Genomic DNA, 20122 nt, shown 5'->3' with positions numbered 1-20122 from the left:
TCAAACGTTGAAGCTTTCGCCGCAGCCACACTCACCGCGCACGTTGGGGTTGTTGAACTTGAAGCCTTCGTTCAACCCTTCCTTGACGAAGTCCAGCTCGGTGCCATCGAGGTAGACCAGGCTCTTGGGATCGATGATCACCTTGACGCCATGGTTCTCGAACACCTGGTCCTCTTCGGCCAGCTCGTCGACGAACTCCAGCACGTAGGCCAGGCCCGAGCAGCCGGTGGTGCGCACGCCCAGGCGAATGCCCTCACCCTTGCCGCGCCCGTCAAGGGAGCGGCGAATGTGGTTGGCGGCGGCTTCTGTCATGCTGATAGCCATCGGAACTCCTTGAGTCTTACCTTGCAACGGGCGGCTTAGATCAAGCCTTTCTTCTGCTTGTAGTCGCGAACGGCTGCCTTGATGGCATCTTCGGCGAGTACCGAGCAGTGGATCTTCACTGGCGGCAACGCCAGTTCTTCCGCCAGCTGGGTGTTCTTGATGGTTTCGGCTTCGTCCAGGGTCTTGCCCTTCATCCACTCGGTGGCGAGGGAACTGGAGGCGATGGCCGAACCGCAGCCATAGGTCTTGAACTTGGCGTCTTCGATGATGCCTTGCTCGTTGACCTTGATCTGCAGACGCATCACGTCACCGCACGCTGGAGCGCCGACCATGCCGGTACCGACATCCGGGTCTTCGGCGTTCATCTTGCCGACGTTGCGTGGGTTTTCGTAGTGGTCGATGACCTTTTCACTGTATGCCATGGTGCAATTCCTTCCTCATCAGGGAGCCGCTCTTGCCGGCGACTGCTTAGTGGGCGGCCCACTCGATCTTGGAGATGTCAACGCCGTCTTTGTACATGTCCCACAGCGGCGACAGCTCACGCAGTTTGTTAACGGCCTCGCAGACTTTCTGCGCGGCGTAGTCGACTTCTTCTTCAGTGGTGAAGCGACCGAAGGAGAAGCGGATCGAGCTGTGCGCCAGCTCGTCGTTGCGGCCCAGAGCGCGCAGTACATACGACGGCTCGAGCGAAGCGGAGGTACAGGCCGAACCGGACGATACGGCGATGTCCTTCAGGGACATCAGCAGCGACTCGCCTTCGACGTAGTTGAAGCTCAGGTTCAGGTTGTGCGGCACGCGGGCAGTCTTGCTGCCGTTGACGTACAGTTCTTCGAGGTCCGAGACCTGCTTGAAGAAGCGGTCGCTCAGGGCCTTGATGCGCACGTTCTCGGCGGCCATTTCCTGCTTGGCAATGGCGAAGGCTTCGCCCATGCCGACAATCTGGTGGGTCGGCAGGGTGCCCGAACGCATGCCGCGCTCATGGCCACCGCCGTGGATGATGGCTTCCAGGCGCACGCGCGGCTTGCGGCTGACGTACAGCGCGCCGATACCTTTAGGGCCGTAGACCTTGTGCGCGGAGAACGACATCAGGTCGACTTTCAGCTTCTGCAGGTCGATTTCGACCTTGCCGGCCGACTGGGCGGCGTCAACGTGGAACAGCACGCCGCGCGAGCGGGTCAGCTCACCGATGGCGGCGATGTCGTTGATCGAGCCGACTTCGTTGTTCACGTGCATCAGCGAGACCAGGATGGTGTCGTCGCGCAGGGCGGCTTCGACCATGGCCGGGGTGACGATGCCGTCTTCGCCCGGCTCCAGGTAGGTGACTTCGAAACCTTCACGCTCGAGCTGGCGAGCGGTGTCCAGGACCGCCTTGTGCTCGATCTTGGAGGTGATGATGTGCTTGCCCTTGGTCTGATAGAAGTGCGCCACGCCTTTCAGGGCGAGGTTGTCGGACTCGGTGGCACCGCTGGTCCAGACGATTTCGCGCGGGTCGGCGTTGATCAGCTCGGCGACCTGGCGACGGCCGTTCTCGACCGCTTCTTCGGCCTTCCAGCCGAATACGTGGGAACGCGAGGCCGGGTTACCGAAGTTGCCGTCGACCAGCAGGCAGTCGGCCATCTTCTGGGCGACACGCGGGTCGACCGGCGTGGTAGCGGAGTAATCGAGGTAGATCGGCAACTTCATGGGTATCTCCTATCAGGCGGTGGCGTCGCTCGTCACTGCAGAGTTTCAGTCGACGGCGGACGTCTCAATCTTGTCCAGCATGGCGGTACGGCCTGCGACACGCCGCAGGTCCTGGCGCTGGGCGACTTCCTGCACCTCACGGCGCATGACGAGGTCGGCCAGGCTGATGCCGCTGAGGAATTCGTGGATCTGCTGGCTGAGGTCGCACCACAGGTGGTGGGTCAGGCAGGTGTCACCGGCATGGCAATCCCCGAGGCCCTGGCAACGGGTGGCATCGACCGATTCGTTGACCGCGTCGATGACCTGGGCCACCTGGATGGTTTCCATGCCGCGCGACAGTTGGTAGCCACCGCCCGGACCGCGCACGCTGGAGACCAGGCTGCTGCGGCGCAGCTTGGCGAACAGCTGTTCCAGATAAGAGAGGGAAATGCCCTGGCGCTCGGAAATGTCGGCCAAAGACACCGGCCCATGCTGCGCGTGCAGTGCCAGGTCGAGCATGGCAGTCACGGCGTATCGGCCTTTGGTAGTCAGTCGCATGGCTAATGGGTACCACGGGAGTTACGGGATGTGTGCGAGTATGCGATTCCCGAGCATTTAAGTCAACTATTAGACCTACTGCTTTAGTCGGGTTTGCAACTGGGAGGCGGCCGCGAGTGTAGCAGCAAAGGGGCGTGAGCACACGCCCCATATGTCAGAGTGACTTCACCGCGACGCAATCAATGCGACTGAGTGTCGCGCTGGGCAGCCTGGGTTTCGACCGCGAAGTCATCTTCCGGCAGCTTCGGCAACTCCTTGGCACAATAGTCACTGCCCATCTTGGTCAGCGCGCCGCACATGCCCTCCAGGCGCTCGTCGACGGCCTGCAGGTGGTCGAGCATCTGCCCGATGGCGCGAGCCACCGGGTCTGGCATGTCGCCGCTGACGCCGTAGGCATCGAAGCCGATCTTTTCGGCCATGGCCTTGCGCTTGGCCTCGATTTCACTGTCTTCGCTCTTGACGATGATCCGCCCCGGGATGCCAACCGCAGTGGCACCCGCCGGCACCGCCTTGGTCACCACCGCGTTGGAACCGATCTTGGCCCCGGCACCGACCGTGAACGGGCCGAGCACCTTGGCGCCCGCCCCTACCACCACACCGTTTTCCAGGGTCGGGTGGCGCTTGCCTTTGTTCCAGCTGGTGCCCCCCAGCGTCACTCCCTGGTAAAGGGTGACATCATCTCCGATCTCGGCGGTTTCACCGATGACGATGCCCATGCCGTGGTCGATGAAAAAGCGCCGACCGATGGTCGCACCGGGATGGATCTCGATACCGGTCAGCCAGCGGCCGAAGTTCGACACCAACCTGGCCAGCCATTTGAGGTCGCGCTTCCACAGGGCATTGCCCAGGCGGTGCAGCCAGATGGCGTGCATGCCGGGGTAGCAGGTCAGCACCTCGAAGGCGTTGCGCGCTGCCGGGTCACGATGGAATACGCTCTGGATATCTTCACGCAGACGTTCGAACATCTGTCAGTCCTTCCGTTTATGCGGCTCACCCCGGGCGACCTTCTGGGTCTCGGTGAGGATGCCGCGCAAAATGCTCATTTCCGAACGATTGACCGAGCTGCGCCCGTACAGCCGCCGCAGGCGCGGCATCAGGTGCTTGGGCTTTTCAGGGTCGAGGAAGCCAATGTCCACCAGGGTTTTTTCCAGGTGTTCATAGAACAGCTCCATTTCGTCCATGGTCGCCAGCTCGTTGCTGCGCAGCGAGTTGGCGTCGAATTTCTCGACTTTCGAAGGCGCGCCTTCGGCTGCCAGCCAGGCCATGCGCACCTCATAGGAGAGCACCTGGACTGCGGCGGCAAGGTTCAGCGAACTGAAGTCGGGATTCGAGGGAATGTGCACATGGAAGTGACATCGCTGCAGTTCTTCGTTGGTCAGGCCGGCGTGCTCGCGCCCGAACACCAGGGCGATTTCTTCACCGCCGCTGGCGTGCTCCACCGCCTTGGCCCCGCATTCGCGCGGGTCGATCAATGGCCAGGGGATGCTGCGCTCACGGGCACTGGTACCCATGACCAGATTGCAGCCGACCAGCGCGTCTTCAAGGCTGTCGACCACCTGGGCATTGGCCAGGATGTCGTCGGCGCCCGAGGCTCGCGCGGTGGCGTCGCCGGACGGGAACTCTTTTGGCTGCACCAGCACCAGACGCGACAAGCCCATGTTTTTCATGGCACGCGCAGCGCCGCCGATGTTGCCGGGGTGGCTGGTATTGACCAGAACAACACGAATATTTTGCAGCAAGGTGTTGTGCTCACAGATGCAGGTTTGGGGGAAATCGATCTTACATAACCGACCAGCGTAACGCCATGAAAGCAAATGTGACACTTCTGCCGCCAAACTTTTCTGCTAGAATGTTCGGCTTTCTTCTTTAACATCTCCAGGTGACCCGCCCATGCAGCCTATGCTGAATATCGCCCTGCGCGCCGCTCGCAGCGCCAGTGAACTGATTTTCCGCTCCATCGAACGCCTGGATAGCATCAAGGTCGACGAGAAAGAGGCCAAGGACTACGTCTCCGAAGTGGATCGCGCCGCCGAGCAGAGCATCGTCAACGCCCTGCGCAAGGCCTACCCGAACCACTCCATTCAAGGTGAAGAAACCGGCCTGCACGCCGGCACCGGCGAAGAAGGCAAGGACTACCTGTGGATCATCGATCCGCTGGACGGCACCACCAACTTCCTGCGTGGCATCCCGCACTTCGCAGTCAGCATCGCCTGCAAATACCGTGGCCGCCTCGAGCACGCCGTGATCGTCGACCCGGTTCGCCAGGAAGAATTCACCGCCAGCCGTGGCCGTGGCGCCCAGCTCAATGGCCGCCGCCTGCGTGTCAGCTCGCGCACCAGCCTGGACGGCGCCCTGCTGGGCACCGGCTTCCCGTTCCGTGACAACCAGATGGCTGACATGGACAACTATCTGGGCATGTTCCGCGCCCTGACTGGCCAGACCGCCGGCATCCGCCGCGCCGGCTCCGCCAGCCTGGACCTGGCCTACGTGGCTGCCGGCCGCTTCGACGCCTTCTGGGAGTCGGGCCTGTCCGAGTGGGACATGGCAGCTGGCGTGCTGCTGATCCAGGAAGCCGGCGGCCTGGTGAGTGACTTCAACGGTGGCCACGACTTCCTCGACAAGGGTCACATCGTTGCAGGCAACATCAAGTGCTTCAAGGCCGTACTGACCGCTATCCAGCCGCACCTGCCAGAGCACATGAAGCGCTAAGCGCGGATTGCAGGCACCAAAAAGCACCCCTCGGGGTGCTTTTTTTGTGCTTGAAAGTTTTGCACTGGCTCTTCGCGGGTAAACCCGCTCCCACAGGGATCGAATTACCACTGTGGGAGCGGGTTTACCCGCGAAGAGGGCGGCACAGACAACATAAATTACTGCCCGGCTTCGCTGAGGATCAGCCTGCCATTCTTGTCCACAGGGATGGTGGAACCCGGCTCATGATCCATCTTCACCTGCCCGGCCTTGTCGCCGAGGGTGTACTTCACGTTATACCCAACGACTTTCTCGCTGATATCGTTGACCGTGTTGCAGCGGGTTTGCGTGGTGGTATAGGTGTCACGCTGCTGCATGCCTTCCTGCACCTTGTTGCCGGCATAACCACCACCGACCGCACCGGCAACGGTGGCAATCTTCTTGCCGGTGCCGCCGCCAATCTGGTTGCCCAGCAGGCCACCAGCCAGCGCACCAACCACGGTACCGGCGATCTGGTGCTGGTCCTTGACCGGCGCCTGACGCGTGACGGCGACGTCCTTGCAGACCTCGCGCGGGGTTTTGACCTGCTGCTTGATCGGTTGCACGTCGGTGACCTGGGCATACTCAGGCCCCTTGTTCACCAAGCTGTAGGTGGCGACAGCACCTCCGGCAGTAACACCGACAGCACCCAACACAGCGCCTACGAGCATTGATTTGTTCACATGAACCTCCTGTTGTACCGGCAGGGCTAACCTGCTTTCTCCAAGCCTTGGAGCGAAAAAAAAGGCGCGAGTTCAACACTCGCGCCTTTTGGGTCGCCGAACGGCGCAGGGCTAATCCTTAAGGACGGTCATCCACGCCTTCGTTTTTCGCCGGCGGGATCAGGTCTTCGCTGTTCAGGTTCAGCCAGATCAGCACCACGTTGGCGATGTAGATCGACGAGTAGGTACCGGCCATGACACCGATGAACAATGCCAGGGAGAAGCCGAACAGGTTGTCGCCACCGAAGAACAGCAGCGCGGCGATCGCCAGCAAGGTCGAAACCGAGGTGGCGATGGTGCGCAGCAGGGTCTGGGTGGTCGAGACGTTGATGTTCTCGATCAGCGAGGCCTTGCGCATCACACGGAAGTTCTCACGTACCCGGTCGAAGACGACGATGGTGTCGTTCAGCGAGTAGCCGATGATCGCCAGCACCGCCGCCAGCACCGTCAGGTCGAAGGTGATCTGGAAGAACGAAAGGATGCCCAGGGTCACCACCACGTCGTGGATCAGCGACACGATCGCGCCCACGGCGAACTTCCACTGGAAGCGGAAGGCCAGGTAGATGAGGATGCCGCCCAGTGCCAGGAGCATGCCGAGGCCGCCCTGGTCACGCAGCTCTTCACCCACCTGCGGGCCGACGAACTCGACGCGCTTGAGGGTGGCCGGGTTGTCGCCGCCTGCCTTCTGCAGGGCAGCGCCGACCTTGGCACCCAGTTGCGGGTCATCGCCCGGCATGCGCACCAGCAGGTCGGTGGTGGCGCCAAAGCTCTGCACCACGGCCTCGTGGAAGCCGGACTCGACCAGCTCGGCACGCACCGCCTTGAGGTCGGCCGGGCGTTCGTAGGTCAGCTCGATCAGCGTACCGCCGGTGAAGTCCAGGCCGAAGTTCAGGCCCTTCTGCCACCAGCTGAACAGCGCCAGCACGGTGAGGAGCACGGTAACGGCGAACGCGACATTGCGCACGCCCATGAAGTTGATGGTTTTCATCGCAGCTCCCTCAAACCCACAGCTTCTTGATGTCACGCCCGCCGCAGGTCAGGTTGACCATTGCGCGGGTCACCATGACGGCGGTGAACATCGAGGTGAAAATCCCGAGGGACATGGTGACCGCGAAGCCCTTGACCGGGCCGGTGCCCATGGCGAACAGGATGCCGCCGACCAGCAGGCTGGTCAGGTTGGCGTCGATGATCGCGGTATAGGCGCGGTTGAAGCCTTCGTGAATGGCGCGCTGCACCGACATGCCGGCATTCAGCTCCTCGCGGATACGCGAGAAGATCAGCACGTTGGCGTCCACCGCCATACCCATGGTCAACACGATACCGGCAATACCCGGCAGGGTCAGGGTCGCGCCCAACAGCGACATCAGCGCCAGCAGCAGCACCATGTTGCCCGCCAGGGCGATGGTGGCGATCACGCCGAAGCCGCGGTAGATGGCGATGATGAACAGCGAGACGAACAGCATGCCCCACAGCGACGCATCGATACCCTTGGTGATGTTGTCGGCACCCAGGCTTGGGCCAATGGTACGTTCTTCGGCGAAGTACATCGGCGCGGCCAGACCACCGGCACGCAGCAGCAGGGCCAGTTCCGACGATTCACCCTGGCCGTTCAGGCCGGTGATGCGGAACTGGCTGCCCAGTGGCGACTGGATGGTCGCCAGGCTGATGATCTTCTTCTCTTCCTGGAAGCTCTGAACGGCAACGTCCTTCTCGACGCCGTCGACCGTCTGCTTGACGTAGCGGGTGACCGGCTTCTGCTCGATGAAGATCACCGCCATGCTGCGGCCGACGTTGCTGCGGGTCGCGCGGCTCATCAGCTCGCCACCGTGGCCATCCAGGCGGATGTTCACCTGCGGGCGGCCGTGCTCGTCGAAGCTGGCCTGGGCGTCGGTGACCTGGTCACCAGTGATGATCAGGCCACGCTCGACCGCGGCAGAACGGTTGCCTTCACGGAACTCGAAGACCTCGGTAGTGGCCTTGGAAGCCCCCGGCTCGGCACCGAAGCGGAACTCCAGGTTGGCGGTCTTGCCGAGGATACGCTTGGCTTCGGCAGTGTCCTGCACACCCGGCAGCTCGACCACGATGCGGTTGGCGCCCTGGCGCTGCACCAGCGGTTCGGCCACGCCCAGCTCGTTCACACGGTTGCGGACGGTGGTCAGGTTCTGCTTGATCGAGTATTCGCGGATCTCGGCGACTTTCGCCTGGGTCAGCGCCAGACGCAGCACGGCGAGCTCGTTGCGCTCGGTGGTGGTCAGGTCGAAATCATTGAAATTCTTGCGGATCAGGGCACGTGCCTGTTCGCGGGTAGCATCGTCAGCGAAGCCCAGCATCACACCGCCATCCTGCTGCGGCAGGCTGCGGTAGCGGATGCGCTCTTTGCGCAGCAAGGTCTTGACCTCGCCTTCGTAGACTTTCATGCGGGCGCTCATGGCCTTGTCCATGTCCACTTCCAGCAGGAAGTGCACACCACCGGACAGGTCCAGGCCCAGCTTCATCGGGCTTGCACCCAGGTTACGCAGCCACTGCGGGGTAGTCTGGGCCAGGTTCAGGGCCACGACGTAATCATCGCCCAGTGCCTTGCGCACTACATCCTTGGCTGGCAGTTGATCTTCCTGGTTGGTCAGGCGAATCAGCCCACTGCCCTTCTCACCCAGGCTCGCGCCCTTGACGGTGATACCGGCATCGACCAGCGCCTTGCTGACGCGGTCGAGGTCGGCCTGGTTGACCTGCAGCGCCGAGCTGGCACCGCTGATCTGCACCGCCGGATCATCCGGGTAGAGGTTGGGAGCGGAATAAATGAAACCGATCGCCAGTACCACCAGGATCAGTGCGTATTTCCACAGAGGGTATTTGTTCAGCATCACGCCGCCCGTTCAAGACGCGGGGCGCTTTGCGCGCCCCGACTGGAAAAATGAAACCGGTAACTCAGATAGCCTTGAGCGTACCTTTTGGCAGGGTGGCCGCGATGGCACCCTTCTGGAACTTCAGCTCGACGGTGTCGGAAACTTCCAGGACCACGAAGTCATCGGAAACCTTGACGATCTTGCCGGCGATACCACCGTTGGTGACAACTTCGTCACCTTTTTGCAAGTTGCTCAGCAGGTTCTTCTGCTCTTTGGCACGTTTGGCCTGCGGGCGCCAGATCATCAGGTAGAAGATGACCAGGAAACCAACCAGGAAAATCCACTCAAAGCCGGTGCCGGCAGGGCCAGCGGCGGGTGCAGCAGCATCCGCGTATGCGGCGGGGATCAAGAAGCTCATTGGGCACTCCTAATGTAATTTTCTAATAATGGATGCGAACAGTCAGTCCAAAGGCGGCACAGGCAGCCCGCGCTTGGCGTAGAAGGCGTCGACAAAGGCGGCCAATTTACCCTGTTGAATAGCCTCGCGTAAACCGGCCATCAAGCGCTGGTAATGGCGCAAGTTGTGGATGGTATTCAGCATGCTGCTCAGCATTTCGCCACACTTGTCCAGGTGATGGAGATAAGCGCGGGAGAAGTTGGTGCAGGTGTAGCAATCACAGGTCGGATCCAGCGGCGAATCATCATGGCGATGGAACGCGTTGCGGATCTTGATCACCCCTGTATCGACGAACAGGTGGCCGTTGCGCGCGTTGCGCGTGGGCATCACGCAGTCGAACATGTCGACGCCGCGGCGCACACCCTCAACCAGATCTTCCGGTTTGCCTACCCCCATAAGGTAACGAGGTTTGTCAGCCGGCATCTGGTCCGGCAGGTAGTCGAGGACCTTGATCATCTCGTGCTTCGGCTCGCCGACCGACAGGCCACCGATGGCCAGGCCATCGAAACCGATGTTTTCCAGGGCTTCCAGCGAACGCATGCGCAGGTCCTGGTACATGCCGCCCTGAACGATACCGAACAGCGCCGCGGTGTTGTCGCCGTGGGCATTCTTCGAACGCTGGGCCCAGCGCAGCGACAGCTCCATGGAAGTGCGCGCCACGTCGTGCTCGGCCGGGTAAGGTGTGCACTCGTCGAAGATCATGACGATGTCCGAGCCCAGGTCGCGCTGCACCTGCATGGACTCTTCCGGGCCCATGAACACCTTGGAACCGTCGACTGGCGAGGCGAAGGTCACCCCCTCCTCCTTGATCTTGCGCATGGCACCCAGGCTGAACACCTGGAAACCACCGGAATCGGTGAGGATAGGGCCTTTCCACTGCATGAAGTCGTGCAGGCCGTTGTGCTTCTTGATCACCTCGGTACCTGGGCGCAGCCACAGGTGGAAGGTGTTGCCGAGGATGATCTCGGCACCGATGGCCTCGATGTCACGCGGCAGCATGCCCTTGACCGTGCCATAGGTGCCCACCGGCATGAACGCCGGGGTCTCGACCGTGCCACGGGGGAAGGTCAGCCGGCCACGACGGGCCTTGCCGTCGGTGGCCAACAGTTCGAACGACATTCGACAGGTGCGACTCATGCTTGATCCTCTGGGCCGCGTGGCGCCGGATTGCGGGTGATGAACATGGCATCACCGTAACTGAAGAAGCGGTACCCGTTGCCGACCGCCGCCGCATAGGCAGCCATGGTCTCGGGGTAACCGGCGAAGGCCGAGACCAGCATCAGCAGCGTGGACTCCGGCAGGTGGAAGTTGGTGACCAGGCAATCGACCACATGGAACGGCCGGCCCGGGTAGATGAAGATGTCGGTGTCACCGCTGAAGGCCTTGAGCACGCCATCGCGCGCCGCGCTCTCCAGCGAGCGCACGCTGGTGGTACCGACCGCGATCACCCGGCCGCCACGGGCGCGGCAGGCCTCGATGGCGTCGACCACGTCCTGGCTCACTTCAAGCCACTCTTTGTGCATGTGGTGGTCTTCGATCTTGTCGACCCGCACCGGCTGGAAGGTGCCAGCCCCCACGTGCAGGGTGACGAAGGCGCGCTCGACGCCCTTGGCTGCGATCTTCTCCAGCAGCGCTTCGTCGAAGTGCAGGCCGGCAGTCGGCGCAGCTACGGCACCGGCACGCTCGGCGTACACGGTCTGGTAGCGCTCGCGGTCGGCGCCCTCGTCCGGGCGGTCGATGTACGGCGGCAGCGGCATATGGCCGACGCGGTCGAGCAGTGGCAGCACCTCTTCGGTGAAGCGCAGCTCGAACAGCGTGTCGTGGCGGGCGACCATCTCGGCCTCGCCACCGCCATCGATGAGGATCATCGCGCCTTCTTTAGGGGCCTTGCTGGCACGCACATGGGCCAGCACGCGGTGGCTGTCGAGCACGCGCTCGACCAGCACTTCCAGCTTGCCGCCGGAGGCTTTCTGGCCAAACAGCCGCGCGGGAATTACCCGGGTGTTGTTGAACACCATCAGGTCGCCCGGCTGCAGGTAGTCGAGCAGATCCGGGAATTGCTTGTGCGCCAACGCCCCGCTCGGCCCATCGAGGACCAGCAGACGGCTGCCATGGCGCTCGGCCAGAGGGTGGCGGGCGATCAGGGAATCGGGGAGTTCGAAGGAAAAATCGGCGACGCGCATGATGATGTTCGGGTTCGACAGGGCCGGGAAGTTTAGCCCAATGTGTGAAAATTGACCATGAAAGCCGATTGACCGACCACGGGCACCTCTCTATACTGCGCGCCACAAGCCCTGATGGCGGAATTGGTAGACGCGGCGGATTCAAAATCCGTTTTCGAAAGGAGTGGGAGTTCGAGTCTCCCTCGGGGCACCAAGATCCGGAAAAAACCGACCTTATGGTCGGTTTTTTTGTGCCCTTGTTTTGATGATTCCCCAAAGGCTGAAGCGACCTGTAGAACAGCGTTCAGCCCTATTGAACACGCCAGCGAATTCAAGACGTGCTCTCTGCCTGGGTAGATTCTCAGCAGGGGCGCCCTGCATCAATCCATGCCTTCACCTGATTCAAGGTAAGCCGATAACGGGCACAGTTGTGCAGTGCGAGAATATCCAGTTCGTTGCGCAACAGCGGTTCGAACTGTACGTTCTCTTCTGCTGGCAGATCCAGCCCAGCCACCACTTGAGCCACCGTCATGCGCTCACGAACGACCGCATTGATCGCCTCGTTCAGCAGCTCTCGATAACGCAGACGAACCAGATCGGGAACACCCATTGCTTCGAGCATCACCCCATACTTGCTTATGGAGCGGCGATACACCCAGACGAACAAGTCCGCCGCCATGGCCATGTCACGCTGCTCGTACACGCCCATCATGGCCAACGCATAGTCCTGCGGATCCACATCCAGAAACGATAACGGCGAGCAGTTGTAGAGCAACAACGGGATGTTGGCCGCCAGCCGGCTCGTGCGTTTGTTGCCATCCTCGAAAGGTTGCAGGTAAGCAAGATTTACCCAGAGGAAGAAGGCTGCCTCGATCGGGTTCTTCACCTGTCGCGCCTTGTCCAGCACCTGTTCGAACATTTCTTCCAGCAGCGAAGGCACCTGGGTCGGAAAGTACGTGGTACCACTGATGTTCACCACGGTCTGGCGAATGCTGCCCAACGCCGTGCCATCGGCAAGCAGGTCCTGCATCAGCAGGGCATGCAGGTTGCTTATCACTGCCGCGTTCAGCCCATACTCGGGCACCGCATCTACCATGAACTCGATGGCGGCCTTGTGGTTGAGCAGCATGACCGCGTCCAGATCGCCGTCCGTTACACCACTTTTGAACAACCTTTCCGTGTCGAGCAGCGTGTACCGGTTACCTTCAAGGTGTGAGGAAGACCACGAGAGGTCGATCAACAAGGGCTCCAGCACCTTGCGCGCATAGGTGCCTGCCGGTTGCTGCCCCCGCATCCGCCCCTCGACTTCAAGCGCGGCAGCCAGCGCGGAAGGCAACCACGCAGTCTGATTCGGTTGATAGCTGTCAACCAAGCCACGCTGATAGGTGACCGCTTCGCGCACTGCCAGAGGCCGAAGCAGCGATGCACGAAGCACGCGACTTTCCGGTGACCAGGGGATTGCGGCCGAGGCGCCCCACTCCACGGAGCTTTCGGCAAGCTGGGTTCCTGCAACCGCCTGCCGGTAACGCGTGGTGCGCCCGTCTTTCTCACGCTCGACCTGGCCCGACTCGAGCAATACCTCAAGATGGCGCTTGACCGTCGACCAACTTGCGTCAGTGCGCTCTGCTAGTTCACGAGAACTGAGGGCCTGGCCGCCCTGCAAAGCGACCAGAATCTTGTTTGGCAAACTCATGACATCTCCGGATATAGCTCAATGCAGCTCAATATAGCTCAATGCAGCTCAATGCAGCTCAATGCAGCTCAATGCAGCTCAATGCAGCTCAATGCAGCTCAATGCAGCTCAATAGAGCTCATCTGCGATCACCCATCCCCGCAACACCTTTTTACCCCCCGTTTTTGACGCCAACCCAACGGCCATGGGCCCTTCAGCAATCCACGCAATCTATTGGCCAAGCCGTGATTGATAGCAATAAGCTGTCACTCGTCGGATATATATTCCGAAAGCATTGATGGCTTAATGACATCTAGCCATAGTTGCGCTCCTTTTCCAGCCAACCACCGCGTGCCCCATGAACAAAACCGCGCCCTGTCTGGCAGCAATGATGCTGCTGAGTGGGTGCAATGGAATGCCAACCGCATACGTTTCAGATCCCGTCTACGACCAGGCTTTTGTCGTCACCTCCGGTGCCCCCCTGCCAATGCTGCTGATGGCCACTGCCATCCAGTGGAACGAAGACTTTGCCGTCACCGCCAAGCACACACCATTCCTGCCCAATGTGGTGCACGAAGGCTTGGGGGACGTGGTGTTCTTCAAGCACAAGGCCAGCAAGGTGCCGCAGTGGCGTCAGTTCGTGCCGGGCGAGTCGGTGACCGCAGTCGGCTTCAACAGCTTCATGATGCCGGTGCAAGGCAAGGGCCGCACGCTCGACTCCCTGGTGCGACTCGAAGGCACGCCGAGCAGCGTTTTCTATTCGGTGCATGATGGCCCTATCACCAAGGGCATGTCCGGAGGCCCGGTGTTCGCCGATGACGGCAAGGTGGTCGGGATGAACGTCGCCTTCATCGCCAAGGATGGGATCGATGCCCGCAACCGCCCGGATCTGGCCAGCAAGGCACGGGTGAGCGTGTTCCTCTCGTACAGCGAAATCGACAAGGAATGGCGGCGCTTTCAGTACCTGGTGCACAAGGGCAAATCACACGGCGCGCCAGCCGCAATCCAAGGCTACGTGACAGTCGCCAGCAAACTCTGAGGCAGCCAGGCTCCAGAACACGCCAGGTTTCGCTTGCGCGACGCCGCACCGATGAGCCTGGCCCTTTACCCGTGCTCCCTGCATTTACGATAATGTCATTTTGAAATCACCCGTCTCAGCCACCTGCCGAGACAATGACACGGAGTTCGTATGTCCCAGATGGAGCAGACCCTGCAGGCTGCCAGGAGTAATCGCGTCACGTCCATGGTCGCCAAGATCATGACCGGCATCGGTGTCGCACTGGGCGCGATGTGGGCGGTCATCACCTACCTGGTGCCCGATCCAAGCGTATTTGGATTCGGCTTCATCAATTGGCGCAACATCGTTCTTCTGGTCAGCACATTCGCACTACTGTCGAGCCTGTCGATCTGCTGGCAGATTCGCAACCTGCCAAAAATGATGCGGGGCTCGCTGACGACGATCCTGATTACCGCCCTGTGCTTCGTGTTTTTCATCCTTGGCACCGAATACGCCAAGCCCAGCTTCGAATTCGCCAAGGTGCAGTCCAATGTCATCGAGAATGATGGCAGCAACCTGCTCGGCAAGCGCATGGAAGTGGTCGACGATATACGCTTCGAATTGATCGGCTGCGAGAACATCGGCCGCTATCCCAATTGCACGCTCCAGCTGACCAACCTGGGCATGGATCGCTCATTCAAGTTCCAGGGTGAATCACGCCTGTTCGATGAGGCCGGCGCCCCGATCAAGATCAGCCAGGTGCGGGTAGGCCAGCAGCTCAGCGAATGGAATGGGTTCCAGTTGATTCGCAATGTGCCAACATCGGTCACCTTGCTGTTCATGGAAGCAGACCGGAAGATCGAACGCTCACCATCGATCAAACTGATGTTCCAGACCCGCAACAATGATGAGCAAGCACTCAAGTTCAATGATGTCTCGATGAGCAACCAGACCGACCGCTGACATGTCGGGATCCGCCACCACAGGGCCTGCGCACTTTCCTGGGCAGTAAACCCCTGTGGGACGGGCTCGATGCCCCTGCAAGTGCAAAGGAGCCTGCCATGCACCTCACTCACCGTACCGTTGAACCCAATGACATTCCCATCATCTGCAGCTTTCCACAGGAGCCGGACGAGCTGTTCTACATGTTCCCCAAGGCCAGCTACCCGTTGACGCCCATGCAACTGAGCGAGGCCATCGCCCAGCGCAGCGGTTCGACCGTGGTCGAGGGCGATGGCCTGGTGCTGGGTTTCGCCAACTTCTACAAGGCCGAGCACGGCGGTATCTGCGCCCTCGGCAACGTGGTGGTCGCCCCCGCCGCTCGCGGTCAGGGGGTGGCGCGTTACCTGGTGCAATGCATGGTCGACCTGGCCCGCGAGCAGTTCGCGGCGCGGGAGGTCTGGGTGTCGTGCTTCAACCACAACACGGCGGGTTTGCTGCTTTATCCACAGCTTGGCTTTGTACCTTTTGCCATCGAAGAGCGGCAGGCTCGGGATGGCAGGCGGGTAGCGTTAGTGCAGATGAAACAACACGTTCAGTAACACCCCTTAACGAACAGCGCCGAACCATAGCCATCCGTCGACGTCCCATCCTGCATCCCCGGCTTTTCGAGGCAGCTCGCGTGAAAGACGTCATCGCCCGCAAATACCGCCTGATCGTCAAGACCTTCGGCTACATCGGCTGGTCGCTGTTCTGGCTGATGCTCTGGGACGTGCTGGTCACCATCGATTTCATGCTGTTCTTCAACAGCAAGTTCACCCTGCCGCTGATCCCGCTGACCTTGCTGGGTTCGGCGCTGGTGGTGCTGGTGAGCTTTCGCAACAGCAGCGCCTACAACCGCTGGTGGGAAGCGCGGACCTTGTGGGGGGCGCTGGTGAACAGTTCGCGCAGCTTCGCCCGGCAGACGCTGACACTGATCGATGACCCCGAAGACGGACTGAACCCGGTCAAGGCGACCTTGCTGCGCCGGCATATCGCCTATGTGAACTGCCTGGCGGCGCACCTGAAGGGCGAGCCCTGCCCGGACGCGCTGATGGCGTTCATCCCGCCGGGTGAGTTTGAACGGCGCAACCGTTCGAACAACTTCGCCAACGACATTCTGGGTGGCTCGGCGGCGTTGCTGGCCAGGGAATACCAGGCGGGAAGGCTCGACAGCATTCGCCTGGCGCGGCTGGAGTCGACGCTGGTGGACCTGTCCAACGCCCAGGGCGGCATGGAGCGGATCGCCAATACGCCGCTGCCCTACCCCTACGTGTATTTCCCACGGCTGTTCATCACCCTGTTCTGCCTGATCGTACCAGTGGGGCTGGTTGAATCGCTGGGCTGGTTCACGCCACTGGCGTCTACGGTGGTGGGGTTCATGCTGCTGGCGATCGAACGGATCGGGACAGATCTGCAGAGCCCGTTTCGCTTCAGTGAGCATCAGATCCAGATGGATACGATTTGCGAGACCATTGAGCGGAATCTGGAGTCGATGCAGCGCGAAGCGCAGTGTGGGGAGTTGGTGCAGTAAGGGGGCCGCTTCGCGCCCCATCGCCGGCAAGCGCGGCTCCCACAAGTTGGACTGCCCCCCAGAAGTTGGACAACAAATCCAACCCTTGGGGGCAGTCCAAGTAGCACACATACCTCCTGTGGGAGCCGCGCTTGCCGGCGATGGGCCGCGCAGCGGCCCCGGCTATCTGTCAGGCACGCACATAGCGCTGGCGCAGCACATCACTGAAGGCATCAACCAACAACACCAGCAGCAACATGGCCATGATCACCGTACTGGCCTGGGCCTCCTGGAACAGGCTCAGGGTTGTATAGAGCATCTGCCCCAGCCCCCCTGCCCCGACAAAGCCCAGCACACTGGCCATGCGAATGTTGTTCTCCCAGCGGTACAAGCTGTACGCCAGCAATTGCGGCCACAGGTTCGGCAGGGTGCCGAAACAGAACGCCGCCACCTGCCCGCTACCCTGCAGGCGAATGGCCGCCGCGGGCTCCGCCGGCGCATTCTCCAGCGCCTCGGCGAACAGTCGCCCAAGCACCCCTGAGGTGTGCAGCGCCAAGGCCAGAGTACCGGCATTGGGCCCCAGCCCTGCCGCCAGTACGGTCAATGCCGCCCATACCAACTCGGGTATGGCTCGCAGGGCATTGAGCAGCAAACGTGCCAGCGATTGCAGCGGCCAACCGAAGCGCCCCGCCGCCGGCAGGGCCAACAGCATGCCGAGGACCATTGCCAGCAGCGTGCCCAGGCCCGACATGGCCAGCGTTTCCAGCGCGCCGCGACCCACCGCCTGCAAGTGCTCGCCGGACAGGTCCGGATGCAGGAAGCGCGCGGCGTACTTACCCATTTGCCCCAGCCCGCCATCGTCCACCAGGGCGTGCAGGTCCAGCTCCAGATAACCGAACGACGCCACCACCGCCGCCACGATGGCCACGATCACCAGCAGGTTGATCACCCGGTTCATGCCAGCCTCCCACGCAGGAAGCGGCTGAGCAGGTCGGCCAACAGCACCAGGCCGAGGAACGCCAGCAGCATGCTGGCCACCTCGCCCCCGGCGAACATGCGCATCGACAGGTCGATCTGCTGCCCCAACCCGCCGGCACCGACAAACCCCATCACCACCGACGCACGCACGGCACACTCCCAGCGGTACACGGTGTAGGACACCACTTCAGCCGACGCACTGGGCAGGATGCCGTAGAAGAATGCCGTCAACCGGCCGCTGCCACCCTGCAGCAAGGCATGCGCCGGGCGCTGGTCGACCGATTCGAAGATTTCCGCGTACACCTTGCCGAGCATGCCGCTGTAGGTAATGGCGATGGCCAGCACCCCGGCCGTCGGCCCCAAGCCCACGGCCCGCACGAACAGCAGCGCCCAGACGATCTCCGGCACGCTGCGCAGGAATATCAGCAGGCCGCGAACGGGCAAGCGCAACAAGCGCGACCACGGCCCTGCCCGGCCACCACGAGAGGCGGCGCGCAGTGACAGCGCACGGCTTGCCAGCAGGCTGGTCGGAACCGCCAGCAACAGCGCCAAGGCCATGCCAGCTGTCGCCACGGCCAGCGTCTGCAAGGTGGACTCGTACAACAACGTGAGGAATTCGGCACTGTGTGCCGGTGGCCAGAACCCACGGGTGAAGCTGGCGATCTGCTGACGGTTTTCCGCCTGCAGCAAAACACCCGGGTTCAGTTCGCTCAATTGCAGCCCTGGCCACAGCACAGCCAGCGCCAGCAAGGTCAGCAGCAACCGCGGCAACCCAGCCGGGTCGCGGGCGTCGGCCTTCAGCATCGCGGAATCTGCACGGTCAGGGTCGGCCCTTGGGCTTGCACGGGCGAGCCCAGCTGTTCGTTGGCGTACAGCGCATCCAGCAACTGCTCGGTCACCGCCTCGGCCGGGCAGTCGAACGCCACCTGCCCATCACGAATACCAATCACCCGCGCAAAGTGCGCCAGCGCCAGGTCCACCGCATGCAGGCTGGCCACCAGGGTCACGCCATTGGCCTGGGCATGGCGATTGAGCAGGGCCAGGCTGTGATCGGCCAAAACCGGGTCCATGGCCGACACCGGCTCGTCGGTCAACAGCACTTCCGGGCGCTGATACAACGCCCGGGCAATGCCGACCCGCTGCAACTGGCCACCGGACAACTGCCCGCACTGGACGAACAGCTTGTCGGCCAGGCCCAGCTCGGCCAAGGCCTGGCGCGCGCCCGGCACGTCGGTCGGATACACCAGGTTGAGCAGCCCACGCAGCAGGCCCCACTGCCCCAGGCGCCCTGCGAGCACCGCCGTCACCACGCGCTGGCGCGGCGGCAGTGGCGGTGCCTGGTGAACCAGGCCAATGCGCGCGCGCAGGCGCTGGCGCGCCCCGGTAGACAGCGCCCAGGGCTGCTCACCGAACAGTTCCAGGTGCCCGCTGCTGGGCTGCACGGCGGTAGCCATCAGGTGCAGCAAGCTGGACTTGCCGGCCCCCGAAGGGCCGATGATCGCTACCCGCTCACCCTTGGCGATGCTCAGGCTGACCGCATCGAGCGCGCGGACCTGGCCGTGGCGCAGGCCGGCGCCGTGTACATGAATAGTCACTTGAGCAGGCCGGCCTCACGTGCGGCTTGCTCGGTACCCGCATAGTTCTCGGGCTTGGTCTCGATGAAGCGGCTGGCCGCCTGCAGGTCGAGGATCGCCTTGTGCTCCGGGTTGGCCGGGTCGAGGTCGAGGAAGGCCTTCTTGATCTTTTCTTTCAGCGCCGGGTCCATGTTGCCGCGCACGGTCCAGTTGTAGTCGTAGTAGGCCGGCGTGGTGGCGAACACCTTGACCTTGCTGGTGTCGACCTTGCCGGCATCGACCAGCTTTTGCCAGACGCTGGCATTGAGCACGCCGCCATCGACCTTGCCGGCCTGCACCCAGGCGACAGTGGCGTCGTGGGCACCGGAATAGGCCACGCGGCTGAAGTAGCTTTCAGGCTTGATGTTGTCTTCCTTGAGCATGAAGTAACGCGGCATCAGGCTGCCCGAGGTGGACGAGATCGAACCGAAGGCGAACGACTTGCCCTTGAGGTCGGCCAGGCTCTTCACGGCCGGGTTGGCGGTGATGAACTTGGAGGTGAACTGGGCGTCCTGCTCACGCTGCACCAGCGGCGTGGCGGTCGGGTCTTTCAGGTGCACCTGGACAAAGGTGAAACCACCCAGCCAGGCCATGTCCAGGCGGTCGCTGGCCAGCGACTCGACCACCGCCGGGTAGTCGGCTACCGGGACGAATTTCACGTCCATGCCCAACTGCTTGGACAGGTACTTGCCCAGTGGCTCGAACTTGCGCAGCAGTTCAGTCGGCGCCTCGTCGGGGATGGCACTGACCCGCAAGGTGTCGGCAGCCTGGGCAACAACGGCACAGCAGGACAGCACGAGGCCGGCGGCGAGCGCCAGGGGGCGTTTGAGCATGGGAGTTCTCCGGTTCAATAGCGGGGAAAGTGCCGGCAACGCGCCGACGGTGGGAATTATAAGAGCCACAGGCGCAAAGGCCA

22 protein-coding genes and 1 tRNA gene are annotated in these 20122 nt (G+C 62.0%); 6 read left to right on the top strand and 17 right to left on the bottom strand.

The features are described from left to right. From iscA to trmJ, 6 genes are all read right to left on the bottom strand, one after another. Positions 1–324 carry an iron-sulfur cluster assembly protein IscA gene (gene iscA, locus OCX61_RS04320; protein ID WP_011532338.1) on the bottom strand — a complete coding sequence of 108 codons (324 nt, stop codon included), beginning with the start codon at positions 322–324 and terminating at the stop codon, positions 1–3. 35 nt (positions 325–359) lie between these two features. Beyond that, complete coding sequence (iscU, locus tag OCX61_RS04315; protein WP_007929523.1) at positions 360–746, bottom strand: Fe-S cluster assembly scaffold IscU; 387 nt, start codon at positions 744–746, stop codon at positions 360–362. Positions 747–792: 46 nt separating this feature from the next. Further along, entirely contained in the window at positions 793–2007 is a 1215-nt protein-coding gene (locus tag OCX61_RS04310; RefSeq protein WP_013971017.1) for an IscS subfamily cysteine desulfurase, read from the bottom strand. Between the two features lie 45 nt (positions 2008–2052). Further along, on the bottom strand, positions 2053–2544 hold the full coding sequence (gene iscR, locus OCX61_RS04305; protein ID WP_261942749.1) for a Fe-S cluster assembly transcriptional regulator IscR: 492 nt from the start codon (positions 2542–2544) through the stop codon (positions 2053–2055). A 179-nt stretch (positions 2545–2723) separates the two neighbouring features. Continuing rightward, positions 2724–3509, bottom strand: a complete 786-nt coding sequence (gene cysE / locus OCX61_RS04300; protein ID WP_261942748.1) for a serine O-acetyltransferase — start codon at positions 3507–3509, stop codon at positions 2724–2726. Positions 3510–3512: 3 nt separating this feature from the next. Next, positions 3513–4283, bottom strand: coding sequence for a tRNA (cytosine(32)/uridine(32)-2'-O)-methyltransferase TrmJ (gene trmJ / locus OCX61_RS04295; protein WP_261942747.1), 771 nt, complete (start codon positions 4281–4283; stop codon positions 3513–3515). A 151-nt stretch (positions 4284–4434) separates the two neighbouring features. Between trmJ and suhB the strand changes: the two genes are divergently transcribed. Further along, on the top strand, positions 4435–5253 hold the full coding sequence (gene suhB / locus OCX61_RS04290; RefSeq protein ID WP_016393981.1) for a type III secretion system regulator SuhB: 819 nt from the start codon (positions 4435–4437) through the stop codon (positions 5251–5253). 158 nt (positions 5254–5411) lie between these two features. On the opposite strand, the gene OCX61_RS04285 is transcribed toward suhB, so the two are convergent. From OCX61_RS04285 to queA, 6 genes are all read right to left on the bottom strand, one after another. After that, positions 5412–5954, bottom strand: a complete 543-nt coding sequence (locus OCX61_RS04285; RefSeq protein WP_261942746.1) for a glycine zipper 2TM domain-containing protein — start codon at positions 5952–5954, stop codon at positions 5412–5414. A gap of 118 nt (positions 5955–6072) precedes the next feature. Continuing rightward, the gene (secF, locus tag OCX61_RS04280; RefSeq protein ID WP_085673712.1) at positions 6073–6981 is read right to left on the bottom strand and encodes a protein translocase subunit SecF; all 909 of its coding nucleotides are present in this window, start codon (positions 6979–6981) and stop codon (positions 6073–6075) included. Positions 6982–6991: 10 nt separating this feature from the next. Further along, positions 6992–8854, bottom strand: coding sequence for a protein translocase subunit SecD (gene secD / locus OCX61_RS04275; RefSeq protein WP_261942745.1), 1863 nt, complete (start codon positions 8852–8854; stop codon positions 6992–6994). A gap of 64 nt (positions 8855–8918) precedes the next feature. Continuing rightward, positions 8919–9254: a preprotein translocase subunit YajC gene (gene yajC, locus OCX61_RS04270; protein ID WP_008092587.1), complete on the bottom strand. Its 336-nt coding sequence runs from the start codon at positions 9252–9254 to the stop codon at positions 8919–8921. A gap of 42 nt (positions 9255–9296) precedes the next feature. Continuing rightward, positions 9297–10412, bottom strand: coding sequence for a tRNA guanosine(34) transglycosylase Tgt (gene tgt / locus OCX61_RS04265; protein ID WP_177408547.1), 1116 nt, complete (start codon positions 10410–10412; stop codon positions 9297–9299). Between the two features lie 14 nt (positions 10413–10426). Beyond that, positions 10427–11476: a tRNA preQ1(34) S-adenosylmethionine ribosyltransferase-isomerase QueA gene (gene queA / locus OCX61_RS04260; RefSeq protein ID WP_261942744.1), complete on the bottom strand. Its 1050-nt coding sequence runs from the start codon at positions 11474–11476 to the stop codon at positions 10427–10429. 108 nt (positions 11477–11584) lie between these two features. Between queA and OCX61_RS04255 the strand changes: the two genes are divergently transcribed. Then, positions 11585–11669 (top strand) — tRNA-Leu (locus OCX61_RS04255). A 147-nt stretch (positions 11670–11816) separates the two neighbouring features. Here OCX61_RS04255 and OCX61_RS04250 read toward each other — a convergent pair. Then, positions 11817–13148, bottom strand: coding sequence for a Fic family protein (locus OCX61_RS04250; protein ID WP_261942743.1), 1332 nt, complete (start codon positions 13146–13148; stop codon positions 11817–11819). Positions 13149–13518: 370 nt separating this feature from the next. Between OCX61_RS04250 and OCX61_RS04245 the strand changes: the two genes are divergently transcribed. The 4 genes from OCX61_RS04245 to OCX61_RS04230 all read left to right on the top strand — a co-directional run bounded on the left by OCX61_RS04245 (position 13519) and on the right by OCX61_RS04230 (position 16636). After that, on the top strand, positions 13519–14166 hold the full coding sequence (locus OCX61_RS04245; protein ID WP_261944267.1) for a trypsin-like peptidase domain-containing protein: 648 nt from the start codon (positions 13519–13521) through the stop codon (positions 14164–14166). 150 nt (positions 14167–14316) lie between these two features. Next, the gene (locus tag OCX61_RS04240) at positions 14317–15087 is read left to right on the top strand and encodes a hypothetical protein (RefSeq protein ID WP_261942742.1); all 771 of its coding nucleotides are present in this window, start codon (positions 14317–14319) and stop codon (positions 15085–15087) included. A 98-nt stretch (positions 15088–15185) separates the two neighbouring features. Beyond that, entirely contained in the window at positions 15186–15665 is a 480-nt protein-coding gene (locus OCX61_RS04235) for a GNAT family N-acetyltransferase (protein ID WP_261942741.1), read from the top strand. An 80-nt stretch (positions 15666–15745) separates the two neighbouring features. Beyond that, on the top strand, positions 15746–16636 hold the full coding sequence (locus OCX61_RS04230; RefSeq protein WP_261942740.1) for a bestrophin family protein: 891 nt from the start codon (positions 15746–15748) through the stop codon (positions 16634–16636). 169 nt (positions 16637–16805) lie between these two features. On the opposite strand, the gene phnE is transcribed toward OCX61_RS04230, so the two are convergent. The 4 genes from phnE to OCX61_RS04210 are packed head-to-tail and all read right to left on the bottom strand — an operon-like array spanning position 16806 to position 20039. Beyond that, positions 16806–17573 (bottom strand): phosphonate ABC transporter, permease protein PhnE, encoded by a 768-nt coding sequence (gene phnE / locus OCX61_RS04225; protein ID WP_261942739.1) that lies wholly within the window; start codon positions 17571–17573, stop codon positions 16806–16808. Then, positions 17570–18397, bottom strand: a complete 828-nt coding sequence (locus tag OCX61_RS04220) for a PhnE/PtxC family ABC transporter permease (protein ID WP_261942738.1) — start codon at positions 18395–18397, stop codon at positions 17570–17572. Before OCX61_RS04220 ends, phnE begins: the two co-directional genes overlap by 4 nt. Next, positions 18391–19188 (bottom strand): phosphonate ABC transporter ATP-binding protein, encoded by a 798-nt coding sequence (locus tag OCX61_RS04215; RefSeq protein WP_261942737.1) that lies wholly within the window; start codon positions 19186–19188, stop codon positions 18391–18393. The genes OCX61_RS04220 and OCX61_RS04215 overlap by 7 nt, the downstream gene beginning before the upstream one ends. After that, complete coding sequence (locus tag OCX61_RS04210; protein WP_261942736.1) at positions 19185–20039, bottom strand: putative selenate ABC transporter substrate-binding protein; 855 nt, start codon at positions 20037–20039, stop codon at positions 19185–19187. Before OCX61_RS04210 ends, OCX61_RS04215 begins: the two co-directional genes overlap by 4 nt. Positions 20040–20122 lie beyond the last annotated feature (83 nt).

Origin of the sequence: Pseudomonas sp. LRP2-20 (assembly GCF_024349685.1) — a bacterium.
Lineage (GTDB): Bacteria > Pseudomonadota > Gammaproteobacteria > Pseudomonadales > Pseudomonadaceae > Aquipseudomonas.
This window is presented reverse-complemented; position numbering and strand designations above follow the sequence as displayed.